The organism is Clostridium sp. FP2, assembly GCF_011065955.2.
GTDB lineage: Bacteria > Bacillota > Clostridia > Clostridiales > Clostridiaceae > Clostridium_AD > Clostridium_AD tagluense.
The window spans coordinates 3428660-3446788 of sequence record NZ_JAAMNI020000001.1 but is presented as its reverse complement, the minus strand read 5'-3'; the positions used below and the strand labels follow the sequence as shown (position 1 = coordinate 3446788).

18 protein-coding genes are annotated in these 18129 nt (G+C 28.6%); 15 read left to right on the top strand and 3 right to left on the bottom strand.

Annotated features, from left to right (window positions below):
- Window positions 1–25 precede the first annotated feature (25 nt).
- The 13 genes from G9F71_RS16540 to scpB all read left to right on the top strand — a co-directional run bounded on the left by G9F71_RS16540 (window position 26) and on the right by scpB (window position 13462).
- Window positions 26–895 carry a polyprenyl synthetase family protein gene (locus tag G9F71_RS16540; RefSeq protein ID WP_164950883.1) on the top strand — a complete coding sequence of 290 codons (870 nt, stop codon included), beginning with the start codon at window positions 26–28 and terminating at the stop codon, window positions 893–895.
- A 244-nt stretch (window positions 896–1139) separates the two neighbouring features.
- Window positions 1140–3002, top strand: a complete 1863-nt coding sequence (gene dxs, locus G9F71_RS16535; RefSeq protein WP_164950884.1) for a 1-deoxy-D-xylulose-5-phosphate synthase — start codon at window positions 1140–1142, stop codon at window positions 3000–3002.
- A 35-nt stretch (window positions 3003–3037) separates the two neighbouring features.
- Window positions 3038–3850, top strand: coding sequence for a TlyA family RNA methyltransferase (locus G9F71_RS16530; RefSeq protein ID WP_164950885.1), 813 nt, complete (start codon window positions 3038–3040; stop codon window positions 3848–3850).
- A gap of 60 nt (window positions 3851–3910) precedes the next feature.
- On the top strand, window positions 3911–4792 hold the full coding sequence (locus G9F71_RS16525) for an NAD(+)/NADH kinase (RefSeq protein ID WP_164950886.1): 882 nt from the start codon (window positions 3911–3913) through the stop codon (window positions 4790–4792).
- Window positions 4761–5213, top strand: coding sequence for an arginine repressor (locus G9F71_RS16520; RefSeq protein WP_164944261.1), 453 nt, complete (start codon window positions 4761–4763; stop codon window positions 5211–5213). The genes G9F71_RS16525 and G9F71_RS16520 overlap by 32 nt, the downstream gene beginning before the upstream one ends.
- 11 nt (window positions 5214–5224) lie before the next feature.
- Window positions 5225–6913, top strand: a complete 1689-nt coding sequence (gene recN, locus G9F71_RS16515; RefSeq protein WP_164950887.1) for a DNA repair protein RecN — start codon at window positions 5225–5227, stop codon at window positions 6911–6913.
- 342 nt (window positions 6914–7255) lie between these two features.
- Entirely contained in the window at window positions 7256–8479 is a 1224-nt protein-coding gene (gene spoIVB / locus G9F71_RS16510) for a SpoIVB peptidase (RefSeq protein ID WP_164950888.1), read from the top strand.
- Window positions 8480–8682: 203 nt separating this feature from the next.
- Complete coding sequence (gene spo0A, locus G9F71_RS16505) at window positions 8683–9498, top strand: sporulation transcription factor Spo0A (protein WP_124998911.1); 816 nt, start codon at window positions 8683–8685, stop codon at window positions 9496–9498.
- A gap of 178 nt (window positions 9499–9676) precedes the next feature.
- Window positions 9677–10327, top strand: a complete 651-nt coding sequence (gene spoIIM, locus G9F71_RS16500) for a stage II sporulation protein M (RefSeq protein WP_164950889.1) — start codon at window positions 9677–9679, stop codon at window positions 10325–10327.
- Entirely contained in the window at window positions 10324–10548 is a 225-nt protein-coding gene (locus G9F71_RS16495; protein ID WP_164950890.1) for an endonuclease III, read from the top strand. The genes spoIIM and G9F71_RS16495 overlap by 4 nt, the downstream gene beginning before the upstream one ends.
- 202 nt (window positions 10549–10750) lie before the next feature.
- Window positions 10751–11932, top strand: coding sequence for a D-alanyl-D-alanine carboxypeptidase family protein (locus G9F71_RS16490; protein ID WP_164950891.1), 1182 nt, complete (start codon window positions 10751–10753; stop codon window positions 11930–11932).
- Between the two features lie 188 nt (window positions 11933–12120).
- Window positions 12121–12861, top strand: coding sequence for a segregation/condensation protein A (locus G9F71_RS16485; protein ID WP_164950892.1), 741 nt, complete (start codon window positions 12121–12123; stop codon window positions 12859–12861).
- 1 nt (window position 12862) lies between these two features.
- Window positions 12863–13462, top strand: coding sequence for an SMC-Scp complex subunit ScpB (scpB, locus tag G9F71_RS16480; RefSeq protein ID WP_164950893.1), 600 nt, complete (start codon window positions 12863–12865; stop codon window positions 13460–13462).
- 107 nt (window positions 13463–13569) lie between these two features.
- Here the strand turns inward: scpB and ytfJ are convergent, their stop codons facing one another.
- Both ytfJ and G9F71_RS16470 read right to left on the bottom strand, forming a co-directional pair.
- Entirely contained in the window at window positions 13570–13992 is a 423-nt protein-coding gene (gene ytfJ / locus G9F71_RS16475) for a GerW family sporulation protein (protein WP_164950894.1), read from the bottom strand.
- The gene (locus G9F71_RS16470) at window positions 13985–14569 is read right to left on the bottom strand and encodes a DUF2953 domain-containing protein (RefSeq protein WP_164950895.1); all 585 of its coding nucleotides are present in this window, start codon (window positions 14567–14569) and stop codon (window positions 13985–13987) included. The genes ytfJ and G9F71_RS16470 overlap by 8 nt, the downstream gene beginning before the upstream one ends.
- Window positions 14570–14691: 122 nt before the next feature.
- On the opposite strand from G9F71_RS16470, the gene G9F71_RS16465 reads away from it, so the two are divergent.
- Window positions 14692–15822, top strand: coding sequence for a D-alanyl-D-alanine carboxypeptidase family protein (locus G9F71_RS16465; protein WP_164950896.1), 1131 nt, complete (start codon window positions 14692–14694; stop codon window positions 15820–15822).
- 263 nt (window positions 15823–16085) lie between these two features.
- On the opposite strand, the gene G9F71_RS16460 is transcribed toward G9F71_RS16465, so the two are convergent.
- Window positions 16086–17687: a recombinase family protein gene (locus G9F71_RS16460; RefSeq protein ID WP_164950897.1), complete on the bottom strand. Its 1602-nt coding sequence runs from the start codon at window positions 17685–17687 to the stop codon at window positions 16086–16088.
- Window positions 17688–17918: 231 nt separating this feature from the next.
- On the opposite strand from G9F71_RS16460, the gene G9F71_RS16455 reads away from it, so the two are divergent.
- A complete protein-coding gene (locus G9F71_RS16455; RefSeq protein WP_164950898.1) occupies window positions 17919–18083 on the top strand; it encodes a hypothetical protein in 165 nt (54 codons plus the stop codon).
- The last annotated feature ends 46 nt before the right edge of the window (window positions 18084–18129 follow it).

The following is an 18129-nucleotide window of genomic DNA, read 5'->3' as shown; positions in this document are numbered from 1 at the left end:
ATTTGTAAAGAAAAGAAGGGATAAAATGAATATAAAATCCGTTAAGGATACATTAGAACAGTGGATAAGCGATTATTTTGATAATAAGCCTGAAGTTGATAATAGAAATTTTGAAGCAATGATTTATAGTATAAAGGTTGGTGGTAAGAGAGTTAGGCCAATTTTAATGCTTCTTACATATGATATGTACAAGAGTGATTATAGAGATATAATGCCGTTTGGAGCAGCTCTTGAGATGATTCATACATATTCTCTTATTCATGATGATCTGCCTAGCATGGACAATGATGATTTGCGTAGAGGAAAGCCCACAAATCATAAAATTTATGGGGAAGCAATAGCTATACTTGCAGGAGATGGATTATTAAATGAGGCCATGATAATAATGCTAAATCAATGTTTAGATGGAGATTTAAACAAAATTAAAGCAAGTACTGTTATAGCAACTGCTTCTGGATCTCAAGGAATGATAGCTGGGCAAATTTGCGATATTTTAAGTGAAGGCATTACAATATCCGAGGAAGAGCTTCTTTATATGCATAGAAATAAAACAGGTCAACTAATTAAAGCGGCAATAGTGAGTGGTGCAATCCTTGCAAATGCACCGGTGGAAGATTTAGCGAGTTTAAGTGACTACGGTGAAAAATTGGGTCTGGCTTTTCAAATAAAAGATGATATATTGGATGTAATTGGTGACGTTGATATTCTGGGTAAAAATATAAAAGGTGATGAGTGCAATAATAAAACAACTTTTATAACCATGTATGGCTTAGAAAAATGCAAGGAAAGGTGTAATACTTTAACTCAGGAATGTTTCCAAATATTAAAGAAACTTGAGGTAAATACAAAATATTTAGAAGAAATTACAGAATTTTTATTGAAAAGGGAATTTTAAAAATCCGTATATTGCTATTAATGAGAACATTCTAAAATTACACTAAATTGCTTATATAAGTGGAAATAGCTTTTGAATTAAATATTATTATATGATATAATGTCCCCATAAATGCGGTCAAAATAAAGTCAATGCCTTATTAGTTTTTGGTACATTTCTATTAATAGTTTATTATAGTAGGGGTGCATTGATTTTATTTTTGGGGATTTTTAAATATTATAATTAATAAAGAAGGTAGAAAAATATGAGTAGAATTTTAGATGATTTTAATGATATAAATGCAGTGAAAAAAATGTCTATAGAAGAATTAAATATTTTTGCAGTGGAAATTAGAAATTTTCTCATTGAAAAAGTTTCTAAAACTGGAGGGCATTTAGCTTCAAATTTAGGTATAGTAGAATTAACCCTAAGTTTATACAATGTATTTGATTTAGATAGGGATAAAATAATATGGGATGTAGGGCACCAATCCTACGTACATAAAATTCTTACAGGTAGAAAAGATAAATTTGATTCACTTAGAAATTTTGATGGACTCAGTGGATTTCCTAAAAGAGAAGAAAGTAAATATGATATCTTTGAATCGGGACATAGTAGCACTTCTATTTCTGCTGGCCTTGGTATGGCAAGAGCTAGAGATTTGCAAGGTAAAGATTACGATGTTATTTCAGTAATAGGTGATGGTGCACTTACAGGCGGCATGGCAATGGAGGCTTTAAATGATGTAGGCTTTAGGAAAACTAAAATGATTATTGTACTCAATGATAATCAAATGTCTATTTCTAAAAATGTTGGAGGAATATCTAAGTACCTAAGCGGATTTAGAATTGATCCAACTTATAATAGATTAAAAAAAGAAATAAATTCTACCCTTAGAAAAATTCCTAGTGTAGGCAATGGTATGGCCAAATCAATTCATAAAATTAAGGATGGAATTAAACAGGTTGTTGTTCCAGGGATGTTATTTGAACATATGGGTATAAAGTATTTAGGACCTATAGATGGACATGATATTAAAGAAGTAAGTAAGGTTTTAAAGCTAGCTAAAAATATAGAGGGACCAGTAATTATTCATGTTATAACTAAAAAAGGAAAGGGTTATAAATTTGCTGAAAATCAGCCAGGTAAATATCATAGCGTAGGTCCATTTAACCCCTTAATTGGAGAGTTGCGTGGTGGTTCTAAGGAAAGTTATTCAGATGGATTTGGGGAGCAAATTGTAAGCCTTGCAAAGGAAAACAAAAATATAGTGGCAATAACAGCTGCTATGCCTGAAGGCACTGGGCTAGAGAAGTTCTCAAAACAGTTTCCAAATAGATTTTTTGATGTAGGTATTGCGGAGCAACATGCAGTTACTATGGCAGCAGGAATGGCATCGCAAGGTTTAAAACCTATTTTTGCAGTTTACTCAACTTTTCTTCAGAGAGCTTATGACCAAATTGTACATGATGTATGTATTCAAAAGCTACCTGTTATTTTTGCCATAGATAGAGCTGGCATAGTTGGCCAAGACGGAGAAACACACCAAGGCATATTTGATTTATCCTACTTATCTCATATTCCTAATATGACAATTATGGCTCCAAAATGTATCAGTGAACTTAAGTCAATGCTCGCTTTTGCAGTTAAACAAGATTATCCAATTGCTATAAGATATCCTAGGGGAGGAGACAATCCAAATATTAGCATGTCTTCTATTCAAAATTTTAAAAGAGGGAAATGGGAGATTCTTTTCCAAGGCGGTAAAATAGCCTTAGTAGCTACAGGCAAAATGGTCCAAAATGCTGTTTTAGTTAGAGAAAAACTGAAAGACATGGGGGTAGAAGTTACAGTAATTAATGCCTGCTTTATTAAGCCCATTGATGAAGCACTAATTTCAGAATTGGTCCATAAAAAATATTCAATAGTAACTATAGAAGATAATATTGTACATGGAGGATTAGGTTCCTTAGTACTAGAATATGTAAATACACTTGAGGAGAAAACAAAGGTTATTAATTTAGGGTTTAAAGATGAATTTATTCCTCATGGAACAGTTGATATACTATATAAATTATATAAACTAGACGCTTCTGGAATTTTCCAAAGCATTCTAAAGTTAATTTAAACAATCCACTTTAGTGGATTTATAAGGAGTTTTTCATGATAGAAAATAAAGAGAGATTAGATGTTCTTGTAGTCCAAAGGGGAATTTTATTTTCTAGAGAAAGAGCAAAGGAAAATATTATTGCTGGTAATATATTTGTGGATGGAATTATAACTCGCAAATACGGAAAAAAAATAGATTTATCATCCAAGATTGAATTTATTGGAGAAGATATTCCTTATGTAAGTCGAGGTGGATTAAAACTAAAAAAGGCTATAGACTCTTTTCACATTGACCTTAAAGATAAAGTATGCCTGGACATAGGAGCATCCACAGGAGGGTTTACAGATTGCATGCTTTTGCATGGGGCATGCAGAGTATACTCTATAGATGTTGGAACCGACCAATTAGATGATAAGCTGCGATGCGACGCACGGGTAGTGTCAATGGAAAATACAAACATAAGGTATTTAAGCCTGGATAGTATAGGGGAACTTGCCGACTTTGCAAGTATAGATGTGTCGTTTATATCACTTGAAAAAGTTATTCCAAATTTGCTGGGCCTATTAAAAAATAATGCAAGTGTTGTAGCATTATTAAAGCCACAATTTGAAGTAGGCGTAGGCAGAGTTAATAAAAAAGGTGTGGTTAAAAAACAGAGTGAACACATAGAGGTAATAACTAGAGTAATAAACTTTTTGAAATGTCTTAATGTAAATGTTATCAATATTGATTACTCATCAATAAAAGGACCTAATGGTAATATTGAATATTTAATTTATTTTACAAAATCTAAAGATCACTATGTGAATTTTGTGATGGAAAATATAGAGCTATTAGTTAGTAATGCCCATAAGAACCTAAATTAGTGGTAGGGCAAGCAAAAATTAATAGTCCATATTTGCTATAGAGAAGGGCAAGGAGGAACTATGAAAAGCATTGGCATTAATATAAATACCACAAAGGATAAAGATGGCAAAATAATTAAACATGTAAAAAATATTATTAGCAAATATATTGATGAAACTAATATATTCATGTTTAAAGATTCAATTGGCCTTGAAAATATAAAACATAACGATTTAGATATTATTATAGCCTTAGGTGGAGATGGAACTATTTTAAGAACATCAAGAAATCTAAATAACTATAATATTCCAATACTCGGGGTGAATATAGGCAATTTGGGCTTTCTTTCTAGTGTGGAGCTTCTAGAATTTGAAAAGGCCATGAAAAGATTTATTGAAGATGATTATTATGTAGAAGATAGAATGATTCTTAATTGTAAATTACCTGGTAGAACAAGACATGAAGAGTATACTGCTTTAAATGATATAGTAGTATCAAAGGGAACACTAGCAAGGGTTGTTAAATATGAACTTTACATAGATAATAAATTCTATATTGATTTTACAGGAGATGGACTTATAATTGCTACACCAACAGGATCTACAGCATATTCATTATCTGCTGGTGGGCCTATAATTTATCCCAATCTAGATGTTATAGCTGTAACACCTATTTGTCCATTGTCACTATCCATGAGAACTATAGTGCTGGACTGTAAAAGTGAAATAGCTATAAATATAAAATGTGAACATGAAAGCATATTTTTGACATTAGATGGACAACGCGCAATAAAGTTAAATAATTATGAGAAGATATTAGTAAGTGTTTCAAATAAAAAATGTAGATTGGTTAAATTTAATGATTATAATTATTTTGAAATCTTAAGAAAAAAAATAATTTCTAGAACTACAGATTGTGAAGGGGATAAAAATGAAGATTGCACGTCATGCGAAAATAATTGAAATCATTCAGGTAAAAGAAGTTGAAACACAAGAGCAGTTAGCAGAAGAACTGAGAAGTAAAGGTTTTGATATTACTCAAGCAACAGTATCAAGAGACATAAAAGAGCTAAAATTAATTAAGGTTATGAATTCACATGGAACCCACAAATATGCTACTATTTCTCCAGAGGATAGTTTTTTATCAAATAAATTGGTTAATATTTTTTGTCAAACCGTGATATATGTTGACAATGTAGATAAATTTATAGTACTTAAAACTATATCTGGAGCGGCTCCAGCTGCTGCTGAAGCTTTAGATTCTTTGAAATTCAATGGTATTGTAGGAACTTTAGCTGGGGATAACACTGTTTTTATTTTAGCTAGAAATGAAGAAGATACTAAAGTAATAGTTCAAAAAATCAAAAAAATGATTAACGTATAGGAGGAATTAGTATGCTCCTACAATTAAATATTATAAATTTTGCTCTAATTGAAAATTTAAGTATTAATTTTGAAGGGGGATTTAACGTGCTTTCTGGTGAAACAGGAGCAGGAAAATCAATTTTGATTGATGCTATAAATTATGTGTTAGGTGGGAAATTTAATAAAAGCACAATTAGGACGGGGGAAGACAAAACTTATGTTGAAGCCATATTTACCATCGATAATAAAAATAACAAAAATGCACTAGATGAGATGGAAATTGATTATGAAGACATGGTAATTGTAAGTCGGGAAACATTTCAATCTGGAAAAAGTATTGCTAAAGTCAATGGTAAATCATTGCTACTATCAAAGATTAAATATATTAGTAAGACCTTACTTGATATTCATGGTCAACATGATAATCATAATTTATTAGATAGTGCTAATCATATATTTTATGTAGATTCCTTTGGCGATGATAAGATTAATGTGGTTCTTTCAAGATATAATGAGAAATATGCAAGGCTCACCCAGATTAAAAATAAGATTCACAAACTTGAAGGAAATGAAGGAGAGCGTGCAAAGCGAATTGATTTCTTAAATTACCAAATAGAAGAAATTAAAAGTGTTAATATAAAAATTGGTGAAGACACAGAACTTTTAGAAAAGTATGCAATCCTTAGTAATGCAGAAAAATTGGAGAAGCATCTATCAAAAAGTTATGGATTGTTATATATTAACGATGAGGAAAGTACCTCTGTTTTTTACAATTTAGCTATAGCAATTAAGGAACTCCGAACCATAGAAAAACATATGGAAAAGATAAAAACAATTACAGACTCAATAGAAGAAAGCTATTATAATATAGAAGAAAATATTGCAGACCTTCGAAACTTAAAAGAGACAATTTACTATGATGAAAAAGAATTGGAATATTTAAATAGCAGAATAAACCAAATTAATATTTGCAAGAGGAAATATGGACCCACTATTGAAGAAATTTATGAATATAAAGAAAAAATTGAAACTGAATATGAAGAATTAACTAATAGTGATGAAATAATTACTGCTCTTCAAAAAGAAAAAGCAGATTATGAGCGTGAAATGAGAATTTTAGGCAGTGAAATTCATGAAATTAGATGTGATATTTCAAAAGAGCTCCAAGACAAAATAAAGGATGAATTAAATTATATTGGACTTGAAAAAAGCAAATTCTATATAGAAGTAAAATTAGAAAATGAATTTTATGAAAATGGATGTGATAGGGTTCAATTTTGTATATCTACAAACCCAGGAGAACCTCTTAGCCCACTTGTGGATATTGTGTCTGGAGGAGAGCTATCACGTATAATGCTTGCACTGAAAACAGTATTCGTTGATAAGGATGAAATACCTACTGTTATATTTGATGAAATAGATACTGGTATTAGTGGTAGAATTGCACAATGTGTGGCAGAAAAAATGTATTTAATATCTAAAAACCATCAAATTTTTTGCGTAACTCATTTGCCACAAATAGCTAGTATGGCGGATACAAATTATTTAATATCTAAAAATGTTAAAAATGATAAAACTTATACTAATATTATAAAAATGAATGATGATGAAAAACAACAGGAAATAGCTAGAATGATAGGTGGTACAGAGGTTACAAAATTAACTTTAGAAAATTCTAAAGAAATGATAAATATGGCAAAAAAACAAAAGTTACTCTAGTATTTGTCTTTATAAAATAATATAGTAATAAAAATAGGTTTATAGGAAAAAATAAAGTTATCAATGAAAAATTTCATTGATAACTTTATTTTTTTTATGATTTTATTCTTTTAAAAATATAGTAAATAAGAAAATAATGTTGGCATATCTATAATAATAAATTTTAAGCTATATAATTTATAAAGAAATGTGAAAATAATTGAAATACTGAACAATTTTTTTAATTTATGATAAATTAGTTTTCAATCTATGTCTTTAACTATTATTGAATTAATGTTATAGCATAATGTAAAGAATTCGAGGGTAACTTAAACTCATAACTATAAGAAGGAGGTAAAGCACATGAAGAAAAGATTAAATTTAATATGCTGGATTATGACACCTATAGTAATTATTGCTTTAAATTTATATTTTAAAACTCAAAATAATATTGCTCCTATATTTAATATACCAATGAAAACTTTATATTCGAGTCAAATTCCAAAAGTTAATGTAGGCAAAAACAATATTCTTACTAATTCCTATATAACTGAGAAAAGCAAAGATCGAGATTTAAATCCTTCAAAGCTTATAGAAACCAAATCTACTTTTGTGCAAAAAAATGAAGAAATCATGGTTTATCCAGGAGGACAACCAATTGGTGTAAAATTAAATATTAAAGGTGTCTTAGTAGTAGCTTTATCTGATATTGATAGTAGTAATGGCAAAATAGCAAGTCCAGCGGCAACTTCAGGTGTGCAAATAGGAGATAGTATAATAAAGATAAATGATATTGAAATAAATCATGCAGAAGATGTAACAAGATTTGTAAATAGGGAAGATAATTCAGAAATCACTCTTAAAGTACAGCGAAAAAATAATACAAACGCTTTTGAAATTAAGGTTAAACCTGCAGTTGATTCTAAAGATGGGAAAAGAAAAATAGGACTGTGGGTAAGGGATTCAACAGCCGGCGTTGGAACATTAACTTTATATGATGATAAAACTAAAAAATTTGCAGCGCTTGGACACCCTATTACAGATGCAGATACTGGAACAATACTAAGTGTCAGTAATGGTGTAATTGTATCATCTAATATTGCATCTATAAAAAAAGGAACAAGAGGAAATCCAGGAGAATTAAGAGGGGTTTTTATAGATGAAGATAAAATTAAAGGGCAAATAATAAATAATACAGAATGTGGTATATTTGGGAACGGAACCAAAAGCCTTATAAATAGTAAATTTAATAAGCCTATGAAAATAGGTATAAGAAATGAAATTAAAGAAGGAAAAGCTGAAATTCTAACTACTATAAATGGTAGTGAACCTGAATTGTTCCAAATAGAAATTCAGAAATTATTACCTCAAGATACATCTGGATCTAAAAGCATGATTATTAAAATTACAGATCCTAGGCTTCTAGAAAAAACTGGAGGTATAGTGCAAGGTATGAGCGGCAGTCCAATAATTCAAAGCAATAAAATTATTGGAGCGGTTACCCATGTTTTAATTAATAAGCCTGATATGGGATATGGGATATATATAGAGTGGATGCTTAAAGATGCAGGTATATTATCAAAATAACTAGCAATTTTAAAAAAAAAGAGGTAAAATAGAGATTAACAGGTAAAGGATAGCAAATGCTATCTTTTATTTTATGAATAATAATAAATATTTATTTATTTGTAATTTTTTTCAATATTAGAAGGAATTAAGATTCTTTTGTCGAATTTATAATTTGTTAAGTTATGGGAAATGATAATTTATTTGTAAGGGGGAGTTATAATATGGAAGAACCTAGAATTAGTGTACTTATTGCAGATGATAATAAAGAATTCTGTAATATATTAAATGATTATTTGTTAAGTCAAAGGGATATTGTGGTTACAGGCATTGCAAAAGACGGAATAGAAGCTCTTAAATTAATAAAGGAGAGAAAACCTGATTTAGTAGTACTAGATATAATAATGCCTCATTTAGATGGTCTTGGTGTACTAGAGAGATTAGGTAGCATGGATCTTGATCCAATACCTAAAATAATAGTATTATCGGCGGTAGGTCAAGATAAAATAACGCAAAGAGCCATTACTTTGGGAGCAGATTATTATGTAGTAAAACCTTTCGATATGGATGTTTTTACAAAACGAATAAGACAGATGTTTAATAATACAATCTCTAGTGATAGCAGTAAGAAATCAATCTCTTTTATTGACACAACTGAACCTAGAAAAAGTAATCGCAATGAACCAATGGATTTAGAAGCTGAAATCACAAGTATAATTCATGAAATTGGTGTTCCAGCTCATATTAAAGGATATATGTATCTAAGAGAAGCAATAACTATGGTAGTAAACGATATTGAACTTTTATCTGCAGTAACAAAAGAATTATATCCATCTATTGCTAAGAAATTCAATACAACTGCTAGTAGGGTAGAAAGAGCAATAAGGCATGCTATAGAAGTAGCATGGGGTCGTGGTCAAGTCGAAACTATAAATAAGATATTTGGGTACACCATACATAATGCTAAAGGTAAACCCACAAATAGCGAGTTTATAGCTATGGTAGCTGATAAGCTAAGATTACAAAATAGAGTAAGTTAATTAAGAATATAACCTATGTGCACTATGCACATAGGTTATATTTTTTTAATAAGAAAATAATCTTAAACTAAGTAGGCATATAACACTCTTCCTTATCATAAATATGAAATAAGTTAATTTTATAATTAATTATGATACTAATAAATAAGAAAAATGATTAACAAAGGGGGATTAATTTATGTCATCTAATACACTAATAAGTAATATAAACAAACACATACAAGAAAATTTTTGGCTATATATTATAAGTATTCTTTGTGTATTTACAGGTATAATTTTAGGAATCTATAGTGTGAAATACATGGGGGAAATTGAACAAAATAATTTAGTAAATTATTTGATGAATTTTATTGACCCCTCTAATACAAGTGGCATCAGTTATAAATTAATATTCTTCCAATCACTTAAAAATAATCTACCTGTGATTATTTTTCTTTGGTTTTTAGGTTTAACTATTGTGGGAATACCAATAATCATAATTATTGATTTATTAAAGGGCTTTACAGTTGGATTTACATTTAGTTTTATGATTAGTGGCCTTGGAAAAAGTGGAATTGGAATTGCAGTACTGGGAGTTCTGCCTCAAAATTTAATTTATATTCCATGCATCATTTTCGCATCGGTAGTATCAATGGAATTTTCTATAATGCTACTTAAAGACAAGTTTAATAAACAATGGACAAGTAGTATATCTAGCAGAATAATATATTATAGCGTAATATTTATTGTACTAATAGCATTCTTGTTTATAGGTATAATTATAGAATCGTATATTGCACCTTATTTCATAAAAAATCTTATTAATGGTCTTGGGAGCGTAAGTAAATGAAGAATAAGGATTTATGGCGGTTTGTAATGCTAACGATAAAATGCTTTGTGATTTTACTAGTAATTGGAGTTCTATTGCCTAAAGCTGTGGATTGCATACTTCAAAATTTAAATAATACAACAATTTACAAAAATTCTATATTTGTTTATAAATTAGTGGATAAAAATCATAAATTAGCTTATAACTATGTTCTTACATTTTATTTGTTTTTTAGAGGCTAAAGCATTCATAAAATAAATAATAAAACTTGCTTTCAAATGTGAAGGCAAGTTTTGTTTTATACATATTATAATTTTTTTACTTTATTTAAATATATAGTGATAATATTGTGGTAACTTGGTAAAAATAATGATATAAATTTTAAGCAAGGTAGACAGCATTTAATAATTGTTGCCTAGCGGAAAAAACATGAGGAGGATACATATGAAAAGAAATATTAAAAATGTATTATGTTTGATGTTATCGTTAATTTTTACGGCACAGGTTTTTACAATATCAGCAAAGGCAGAAGGAGAAAATAAAGTTAACAGCGGAATTACAGTAGAAGCAAAGTCGGCACTACTAATGGAACCGTCTAGTGGCAAAATAATATATGAAAAAAATTCTCATGAAAAGTTTGCTCCGGCCTCAGTAACTAAAATAATGACTATGTTACTCGCTATGGAGGCTGTAGATTCAGGTAAGATTAAATTACAAGATAAAATAACTATAAGTGAAAACTCAAAAAAAATGGGTGGAAGTAGTATGATACTTGATACTGGTGAAATTAGAACTGTGGAAGAAATTTTAAAAGGTATTGCTATTGCATCTGGAAATGATGCAGCTGTAGCAATGGCAGAATATTTAGGTGGTAGTGAAAGTGCATTTGTATCTATGATGAATGAAAAAGCAAAAAGCCTCAATATGAAAGACACAGCTTTTAAAAATTGCACAGGACTCAGTGCAGATGGACATTTTACCTCAGCCTTTGATATTTCAATTATGTCTAGAGAGTTATTAAAGCATCCTAAAATATTAAAATATTCATCAACTTATATGGAGACTATTACTGAAGGAAGAAAGACACCTATAGGTCTTGTAAATCATAATAAGCTTGTTAGATTTTTTAAAGGTTGTGATGGACTTAAAACTGGATTCACAAGTGAGGCAAAATACTGTATATCGGCTACTGCATTGCAAAACAATGTAAGGATGCTAGCAATAATTATGGGTGCTCCAACTTTTAAAATAAGAAATAGTGATGCTAGCATGTTAATGAACTATGGATTCTCTAAATTTGAAACTAAAAAAGTAATAGCAAAAGATGAAGAATTAGAAAAAATACCTTTAAATAAAAAAGGTGATAAATTTATAATAGCTAAAGCACAAGAAAATTTTCTTATAACTATTGAGAGAGGTAAAAAAAATGAAATCACTAAAAAATTAGTTTTAGATAAAGGCCTTACAGAGTATAAAAAAGATGTAGCAATTGGAGCTTGTGAAATATATGTTGACAATGAATTATGTGGGAAGATTATTATCTATAGTGATAGAGATATAAAAAAATCTAGAGTATGGGATAATATTAAAAATAATTTTACTGACCTGTTTGATAGGGCAATTTAAATTAATACATTTATTGTAATACAAAATTATGGCTTCTAGGCAAAAATTTCTTTGCTTAGAAGCTAATTTTTTATACTGACTAGTTATTTTTTTGAAGATGCACTATACTTAAAAGAACTTGATATAAAGAAACTAATATAAATGCCATATTTCTTTATAATTAAATTTTTATCTAGGAGCGAGTGTACATGCCATTAAGTATAAAAGTAACTAATTTTGAGGGCCCCTTTGACTTGTTATTGCATCTTATTAAGAAAAATGAGATGAATATTTATGATATTAATATTTATGAAATTACTAGCCAGTACCTTGAGTATCTTAAAACTATGAAAGAAATGGATTTAGAGGTTACATCAGAATTTATTGTTATAGCCGCAACTTTAATCCAAATTAAATCCAAACGATTGCTACCTAAAAATAAAGAGGAAAATAGTAAAGAAGAAGAAAATGATGTAGAAGCAGAATTATTAAATAAATTAATAGAATATAGGAAATATAAAGTTATAGCCGATAACTTAAAGATGCTAGAGCAGGGAGCAGGTATAATGTTTAGTAAGAAACCAGAAATAATTGAAGAAGATAGTAAAAACATTAAAGAAATAGATTTTCTAAAAAATGTTACAATGCTTGATTTGTATAATTTGTATAATAATTTAATGCAACAATATATAAATAAAATGAACGTTAATAATATTATAAATAAAAAAATATTAGTAGATGAATACAAAATAGAAGATAAAATGCTAGAATTGAAAGAAGCGCTTGATTTATTTGGAAAAGTCTATTTTTCAAAGTTAATCACTGGATATTCATCAAAAATAGAAGTTATTGTTACGTTTTTAGCATTACTCGAACTAATTAAGATTAGAAGTGTGAGAGTAATTCAGGAAAGTACTTTTAAAGATATATATTTAGAAAGGGTAAATTAAAATGAATGAATTTAATATTAAACAATTAGACATTGAAGAGGTATCTACTAAAAAAATATATTTTTCCATTATTGAATCCTTGTTGTTTGTTACTGGAGATTCATTAAAACTAACGGTTATGGCAAATATATTAGAATGTAGCAATGATTTTACAAGAGAACTAATAAATGAATTAATAGTAAAATATGAAGAAGAGGACAGAGGAATTAAAATCATAGCAACTAATGATCAATATCAATTTGTTACAAAACCCTGTAATAGCGAATATGTTCAAAAACTGTTAAAAACCAATATTAGACAATCATTATCTCAGGCCTCACTTGAAACTTTAGCAATAATTGCATATAAACAACCTATAACTAGAGTTGAAATAGAGGATATAAGGGGTGTCAAGAGTGATAGAGCAATATATACCTTAGCAGAAAAAAAGTTAATTGAAGAAAGCGGACGAAAAAATGTTCCTGGAAGACCAATAATTTATGTAACTACAGATGAATTTCTTAAACATTTTAATTTTTATAGTCTAGCTGAAATGCCACCCTTAGAAGAGTTTAGTGTAGAAAATTTACAAACAAATATTGAAAGCGATGAAGCTGAATAACTATTTTCAAAGATTTATAGGTATAAAATTATAAAACCTCGCCATAATAAAGCTTTTATAATTAAAACTTTATTATGGGGGGTATATTTATAAGTTTTTATATTAAATTATTCATCACACTTTTCATTGTCTTCATTTTCTGTATGTTTATCATTTTTATCCTTAAACATATTTTTAACAATATCTATAACCTGTGGTACAGTATCAACAATTCTATCATATGTATTCTGTTGATCTACAGATAATAGCCTTACTGAATCGTTTTTAACTACTAAAAATGCAACAGGTCTAACGGTAACTCCAGCGCCAGAACCACCACCAAAAGGGTATTTATCGCTTGAAACACTAGGTTTAATATTATTAAATTCACTACCTCCAGATGCAAAACCAACACATACCCTTGAAATAGGAATAATTGTAGTACCATCTATAGATTCTACAGGATCGCCTACAATGGTGTTCACATCTATCATATCTTTTATACTTTCCATAGTGGTTCTCATTAAATTTTCAATTGGATGATTATCCATGTACATTTCCTCCTTTATATTTCTTAGAATTTGTTTTCTTATGCTTAATATTTATAAGGCAACTTATCATTATAAATGATATATAAATAATTTTTCCTAAATTGGCATAAATTATACACGAAATTTCCATATTAATATCATTTTCTTTAAAGTGAGGGGTAACTTTTAAATCTATCTTTTTAACTTTAGTGAATTTTTGTAATAGTGAATAAAAAAAACTATAGGTGGAGTGAATTAAGCCAAATAAAATAGCTACAAAAGCAGCATCATCAAAACCATATTCTAAATAAGTATTTAAACTCATTGTTGGCTTGAATTTTAAATTCTTAATTTTGTTAATAATTAATTTAAAATCATTAAAAGTTAATGATTTTAAAAAATCTGTCTTTGCGATTTCTTTTTCGATGGTTTTTATTTTTGAATTTACTTTATCTTTCGAAGGCGTTTTTGCCTTTATTTTTTTATTATATATGTAAATTTCCAAAACTTTGTTTTTATATTTAAGAGTTATTTTCAAAGGGATTGGAAATAATATAATTGTTAAGGTTAAAAGAAAAACTATTATACCTTTAAACATGTTAACCTCCCAGTACGCCTAATAATTGGTATTATGTCCAAAAATCTATAAAAAAATCAATAAATCACTATTATTTATAGGTATTCAAAATTATACACTAATATATAAAAAGAGGTGAAATCATGAAGAAAAAAAATAAAATATTCTTATCACTTATTTTAAGTATGTTTTTTTTATTCACATCACTAATTCAAAATGTTTATGCTGAAGATATATATGTTAACGCTATAAGTTCTATAGCATTAGATTGTGATTCTAAACTTGTTTTATATGAAAAAAATGCATACACTCCAATTGAAATTGCAAGCACTACAAAAATAATAACTTGCCTTGTAGCAATTAAATGTGGGGATTTAAACAAAAAAATAGTTGTATCAGAAAAGGCGGCATCTATACGTGGTTCAGAAATAGGGTTAAAGGTTGGAGAAGAAATAACCTTAAAAGAGCTATTATATGGACTTATGTTAAGATCTGGAAATGATGCAGCAATCGCCATTGCAGAAGGAGTAAGTGGAAGTGTTGATGAATTTCTAAAACTAATGAACGAGTATGCATTAGAAATTGGATTATTAAATAGTAACTTCGAATCTCCTCATGGCTTAGATAGTAGTAATCATTATTCTACAGCCTATGATTTAGCTTTGGCTACTGCAAAGGCAAAAGAAATAAAACTATTTAATGATATAGTAAGTTCTAAAGATATTGATGCTAAAGAATACGGTTTTAATAGAAGTTACCATAATATAAATAAAATTCTATATCTTTTACCAAATGCCACAGGAGTAAAGACTGGTTTTACCGGAAAGGCAGGTAAATGTTTAGTTACTTCTGTTAAAATTCAAAATAGAGAGGTTATTATAATTACTTTGAATTGTACCCCTAGATGGAAAGAAACGGAAAAAATAAGTAAATATATAGAGAAAAATTATGAATATAAGAAAGTGATTAGTAAAGATGATACTTTGGAATCTCTTAATATAAAAAATGGTGCATCTAGTGTTCAAATAGCAAGTAAGGGAGATATTATAATTCCAGTAAAGAAGGATGAAAATATTGAGATTAAAATAAAAAAGCCACTATATGAGATAATTGCTCCAGTACAGCTAGGCGAAAAACTCGGTAGGGTAGATATATATTCAAATAATAAACTTTTGTTTACGCAGGCTCTAGTAGCTAAAAATTCTGTGGCGAGAAAAAATATGTTTAGACAAAAATTAGATGAAATTGTGAATTTCATTATTCCTAGTAAATAAAAGAGCCCATAAGACTCTTTTATTTATTAGAGATAAGTTCAAATTTTAAATTTAGGGGGTGACTAGGTATTCATCTAGCATTTCTAATTATTATTATTATTATTATTATTATTATTATTATTTAACTTGTCACAATTTTTACATTTATAAATATTTTAATAGTATAGTGCTTAGGAGGTTATATTTATGAGTTATGAACCCTATGATTGTATTGATGTAGGAAGTGAATTTTGTCCTAGCTACACTAAAGGGCGATAATGAGATTACATTTTTAAAGACATTAGATTTATTTTAATGATACCTTTAGTACCATCCCAATATATTGATTGTACAATACTATTGATTAATAGATGCTTTTCATTAAAATCTAAGACATCTACTAGAAAAGAAAAGTTACTTAAGGAATATAAAAATTTATTCGCATCCCACTCATTGTTTTTATATTTATATGAAGTAGCTTTTAAGCTTTCATATTTATCATTTAATTTTTCTATCTCATCTCCTAATTTCAAAATTTGTGGTCTTATATATTTTGATATTTCATTGTCTAGTGCTAATTGGCCTATTAGAATATCCATTTGGGATTGTTTTGTTTTTATTTGTCCTGGTAAATTACTAATTTCACAATGCATAAAATTATTTTTGGTCATATCAGATTTAATTTTATTTAACTCTTCAAGTAGAACACTTCTGTCTAGTGTGACATTTTTCAAATTTTCTATAACTATTGATTCGAGTTCATCTACGCGGATATTAGGATTGTTACACCTAAGGCCTCTTGAATAATCTTTAGTACTGCAAACATAGTATTGAATTTTTTTATTGGAATGTGCACTAATATGTCCATGTTTAACAATCATACTTTTACCGCATTTAGAACATTTTAAAGTTCCGGTAAGTAATGCAGCAGAGGAAGTTCCAAGGCGTGGTGCTTTATTTTTATTTTCATCTAAAATTTGTTGAATTAAAAGCCAAACAGACGGATCAATAATTCCTTCATGTGTAGAAACAGCAGCTACCCATTCATTTATATCTCGCTTAATCTTAGTTCCTTTACTTTTGTTATAAATTAGAATCCCATGCTTATTATCAAATTTTCCCATTACATTCATTCCAATAAATTCAAGATGTTTCATAACAGCTTCATTTGCTCTAACATAGAGGGGATTTCTTAATATAAGTTGAATTCTTTTCTTATTAAAGTCAGCCCCATTTTTTGTTTTTATGTTTTTTTGAAAAACACAGATAAAAACTTGGCTAATAGATTTATAATGTAAATATTTATCGTATATGAAGGCTACAACATCTAGTTCTTCTTTTATAGGTGATAATGTATGCATAGTTTTTTCTTTGAACTGGGAATCTAAATAGGTGATTTTTTTACTTTCATAGCCTAAAGGTGTTTGACCTCCTAACCACCTTCCATTTTTAGCCATCTCTAACATATTGTCACGAACCCGCTCACCGATAGTTTCACGTTCTAGTTGTGCAAAAACAGAGGCAATATACATCATTGCACGTCCCATAGGAGTTGAGGTATCGAATTGCTCATTAACGCTTATAAAACTTATATGCAGACTATCTAATTCATTTATAAGGGTAGAAAAATCGGATATATTTCTACTGATTCTATCTAGTCTATAACAGATAATAACATTAAATTTTTTTTCTCTTGCATCACTTAGCATTTTTTGAAACTGAGGTCTTTTAATATTTTTTCCTGAAAAGCCTTCATCTTCGTATATTATAAATTTTTCAATTCCTAAATGAGTACCTTCATGCGTGCATAGTTCAATTTGGTTAATTATTGATTCGCCTTTTGTTGTAATCTTTGATTTTCTGGAGTATATAGCGGCAATTTTCAATTTACTTACTCCTTAATAATTGATTTAAAGTTTGTTAAAAGGTAAAATGAATATAATAAGTGAAATTCCATAATTACTATAATAGCTTTACAAAATAAAGATATGTATTTTAAAAAAATAATATGCTTATGTTATCTATATAAGTAAATATATTTAGATATATATAACTTTGTAACACAGCTTTGATAAAACTGCATACTATAATATAATAGTGTATTTGGGGGAATATAAATGAAGGTTAAATCTACTATTCTTTTAGAATTAAATAAGAGCGAAACAGAACTTTTGAATGGATTATATACAAGGACCGCTTTAAAAATATTAGCGCCTGAGCTTTCATTACAAGAAATAAACGAATTAATAGATGATTTAACCAAAAGTAACACTAGTATTTAAGAGGTAATATGGTTAAAAGGGTAGAATAAATAGAAAAGAGCGAGTT

Bases quoted from the DNA above. Each gene is read 5' to 3' on its own strand.
- spo0A (WP_124998911.1), top strand. From the start codon at position 8,683: ATGGAAGAACCTAGAATTAGTGTACTTATTGCAGATGATAATAAAGAA.
- scpB (WP_164950893.1), top strand. From the start codon at position 12,863: ATGAATGAATTTAATATTAAACAATTAGACATTGAAGAGGTATCTACT.
- dxs (WP_164950884.1), top strand. From the start codon at position 1,140: ATGAGTAGAATTTTAGATGATTTTAATGATATAAATGCAGTGAAAAAA.
- spoIVB (WP_164950888.1), top strand. From the start codon at position 7,256: ATGAAGAAAAGATTAAATTTAATATGCTGGATTATGACACCTATAGTA.
- G9F71_RS16540 (WP_164950883.1), top strand. From the start codon at position 26: ATGAATATAAAATCCGTTAAGGATACATTAGAACAGTGGATAAGCGAT.
- recN (WP_164950887.1), top strand. From the start codon at position 5,225: ATGCTCCTACAATTAAATATTATAAATTTTGCTCTAATTGAAAATTTA.
- G9F71_RS16455 (WP_164950898.1), top strand. From the start codon at position 17,919: ATGAAGGTTAAATCTACTATTCTTTTAGAATTAAATAAGAGCGAAACA.
- spoIIM (WP_164950889.1), top strand. From the start codon at position 9,677: ATGTCATCTAATACACTAATAAGTAATATAAACAAACACATACAAGAA.
- G9F71_RS16525 (WP_164950886.1), top strand. From the start codon at position 3,911: ATGAAAAGCATTGGCATTAATATAAATACCACAAAGGATAAAGATGGC.
- ytfJ (WP_164950894.1), bottom strand. From the start codon at position 13,992: ATGGATAATCATCCAATTGAAAATTTAATGAGAACCACTATGGAAAGT.
- G9F71_RS16470 (WP_164950895.1), bottom strand. From the start codon at position 14,569: ATGTTTAAAGGTATAATAGTTTTTCTTTTAACCTTAACAATTATATTA.
- G9F71_RS16490 (WP_164950891.1), top strand. From the start codon at position 10,751: ATGAAAAGAAATATTAAAAATGTATTATGTTTGATGTTATCGTTAATT.
- G9F71_RS16530 (WP_164950885.1), top strand. From the start codon at position 3,038: ATGATAGAAAATAAAGAGAGATTAGATGTTCTTGTAGTCCAAAGGGGA.
- G9F71_RS16465 (WP_164950896.1), top strand. From the start codon at position 14,692: ATGAAGAAAAAAAATAAAATATTCTTATCACTTATTTTAAGTATGTTT.
- G9F71_RS16520 (WP_164944261.1), top strand. From the start codon at position 4,761: ATGAAGATTGCACGTCATGCGAAAATAATTGAAATCATTCAGGTAAAA.
- G9F71_RS16485 (WP_164950892.1), top strand. From the start codon at position 12,121: ATGCCATTAAGTATAAAAGTAACTAATTTTGAGGGCCCCTTTGACTTG.
- G9F71_RS16495 (WP_164950890.1), top strand. From the start codon at position 10,324: ATGAAGAATAAGGATTTATGGCGGTTTGTAATGCTAACGATAAAATGC.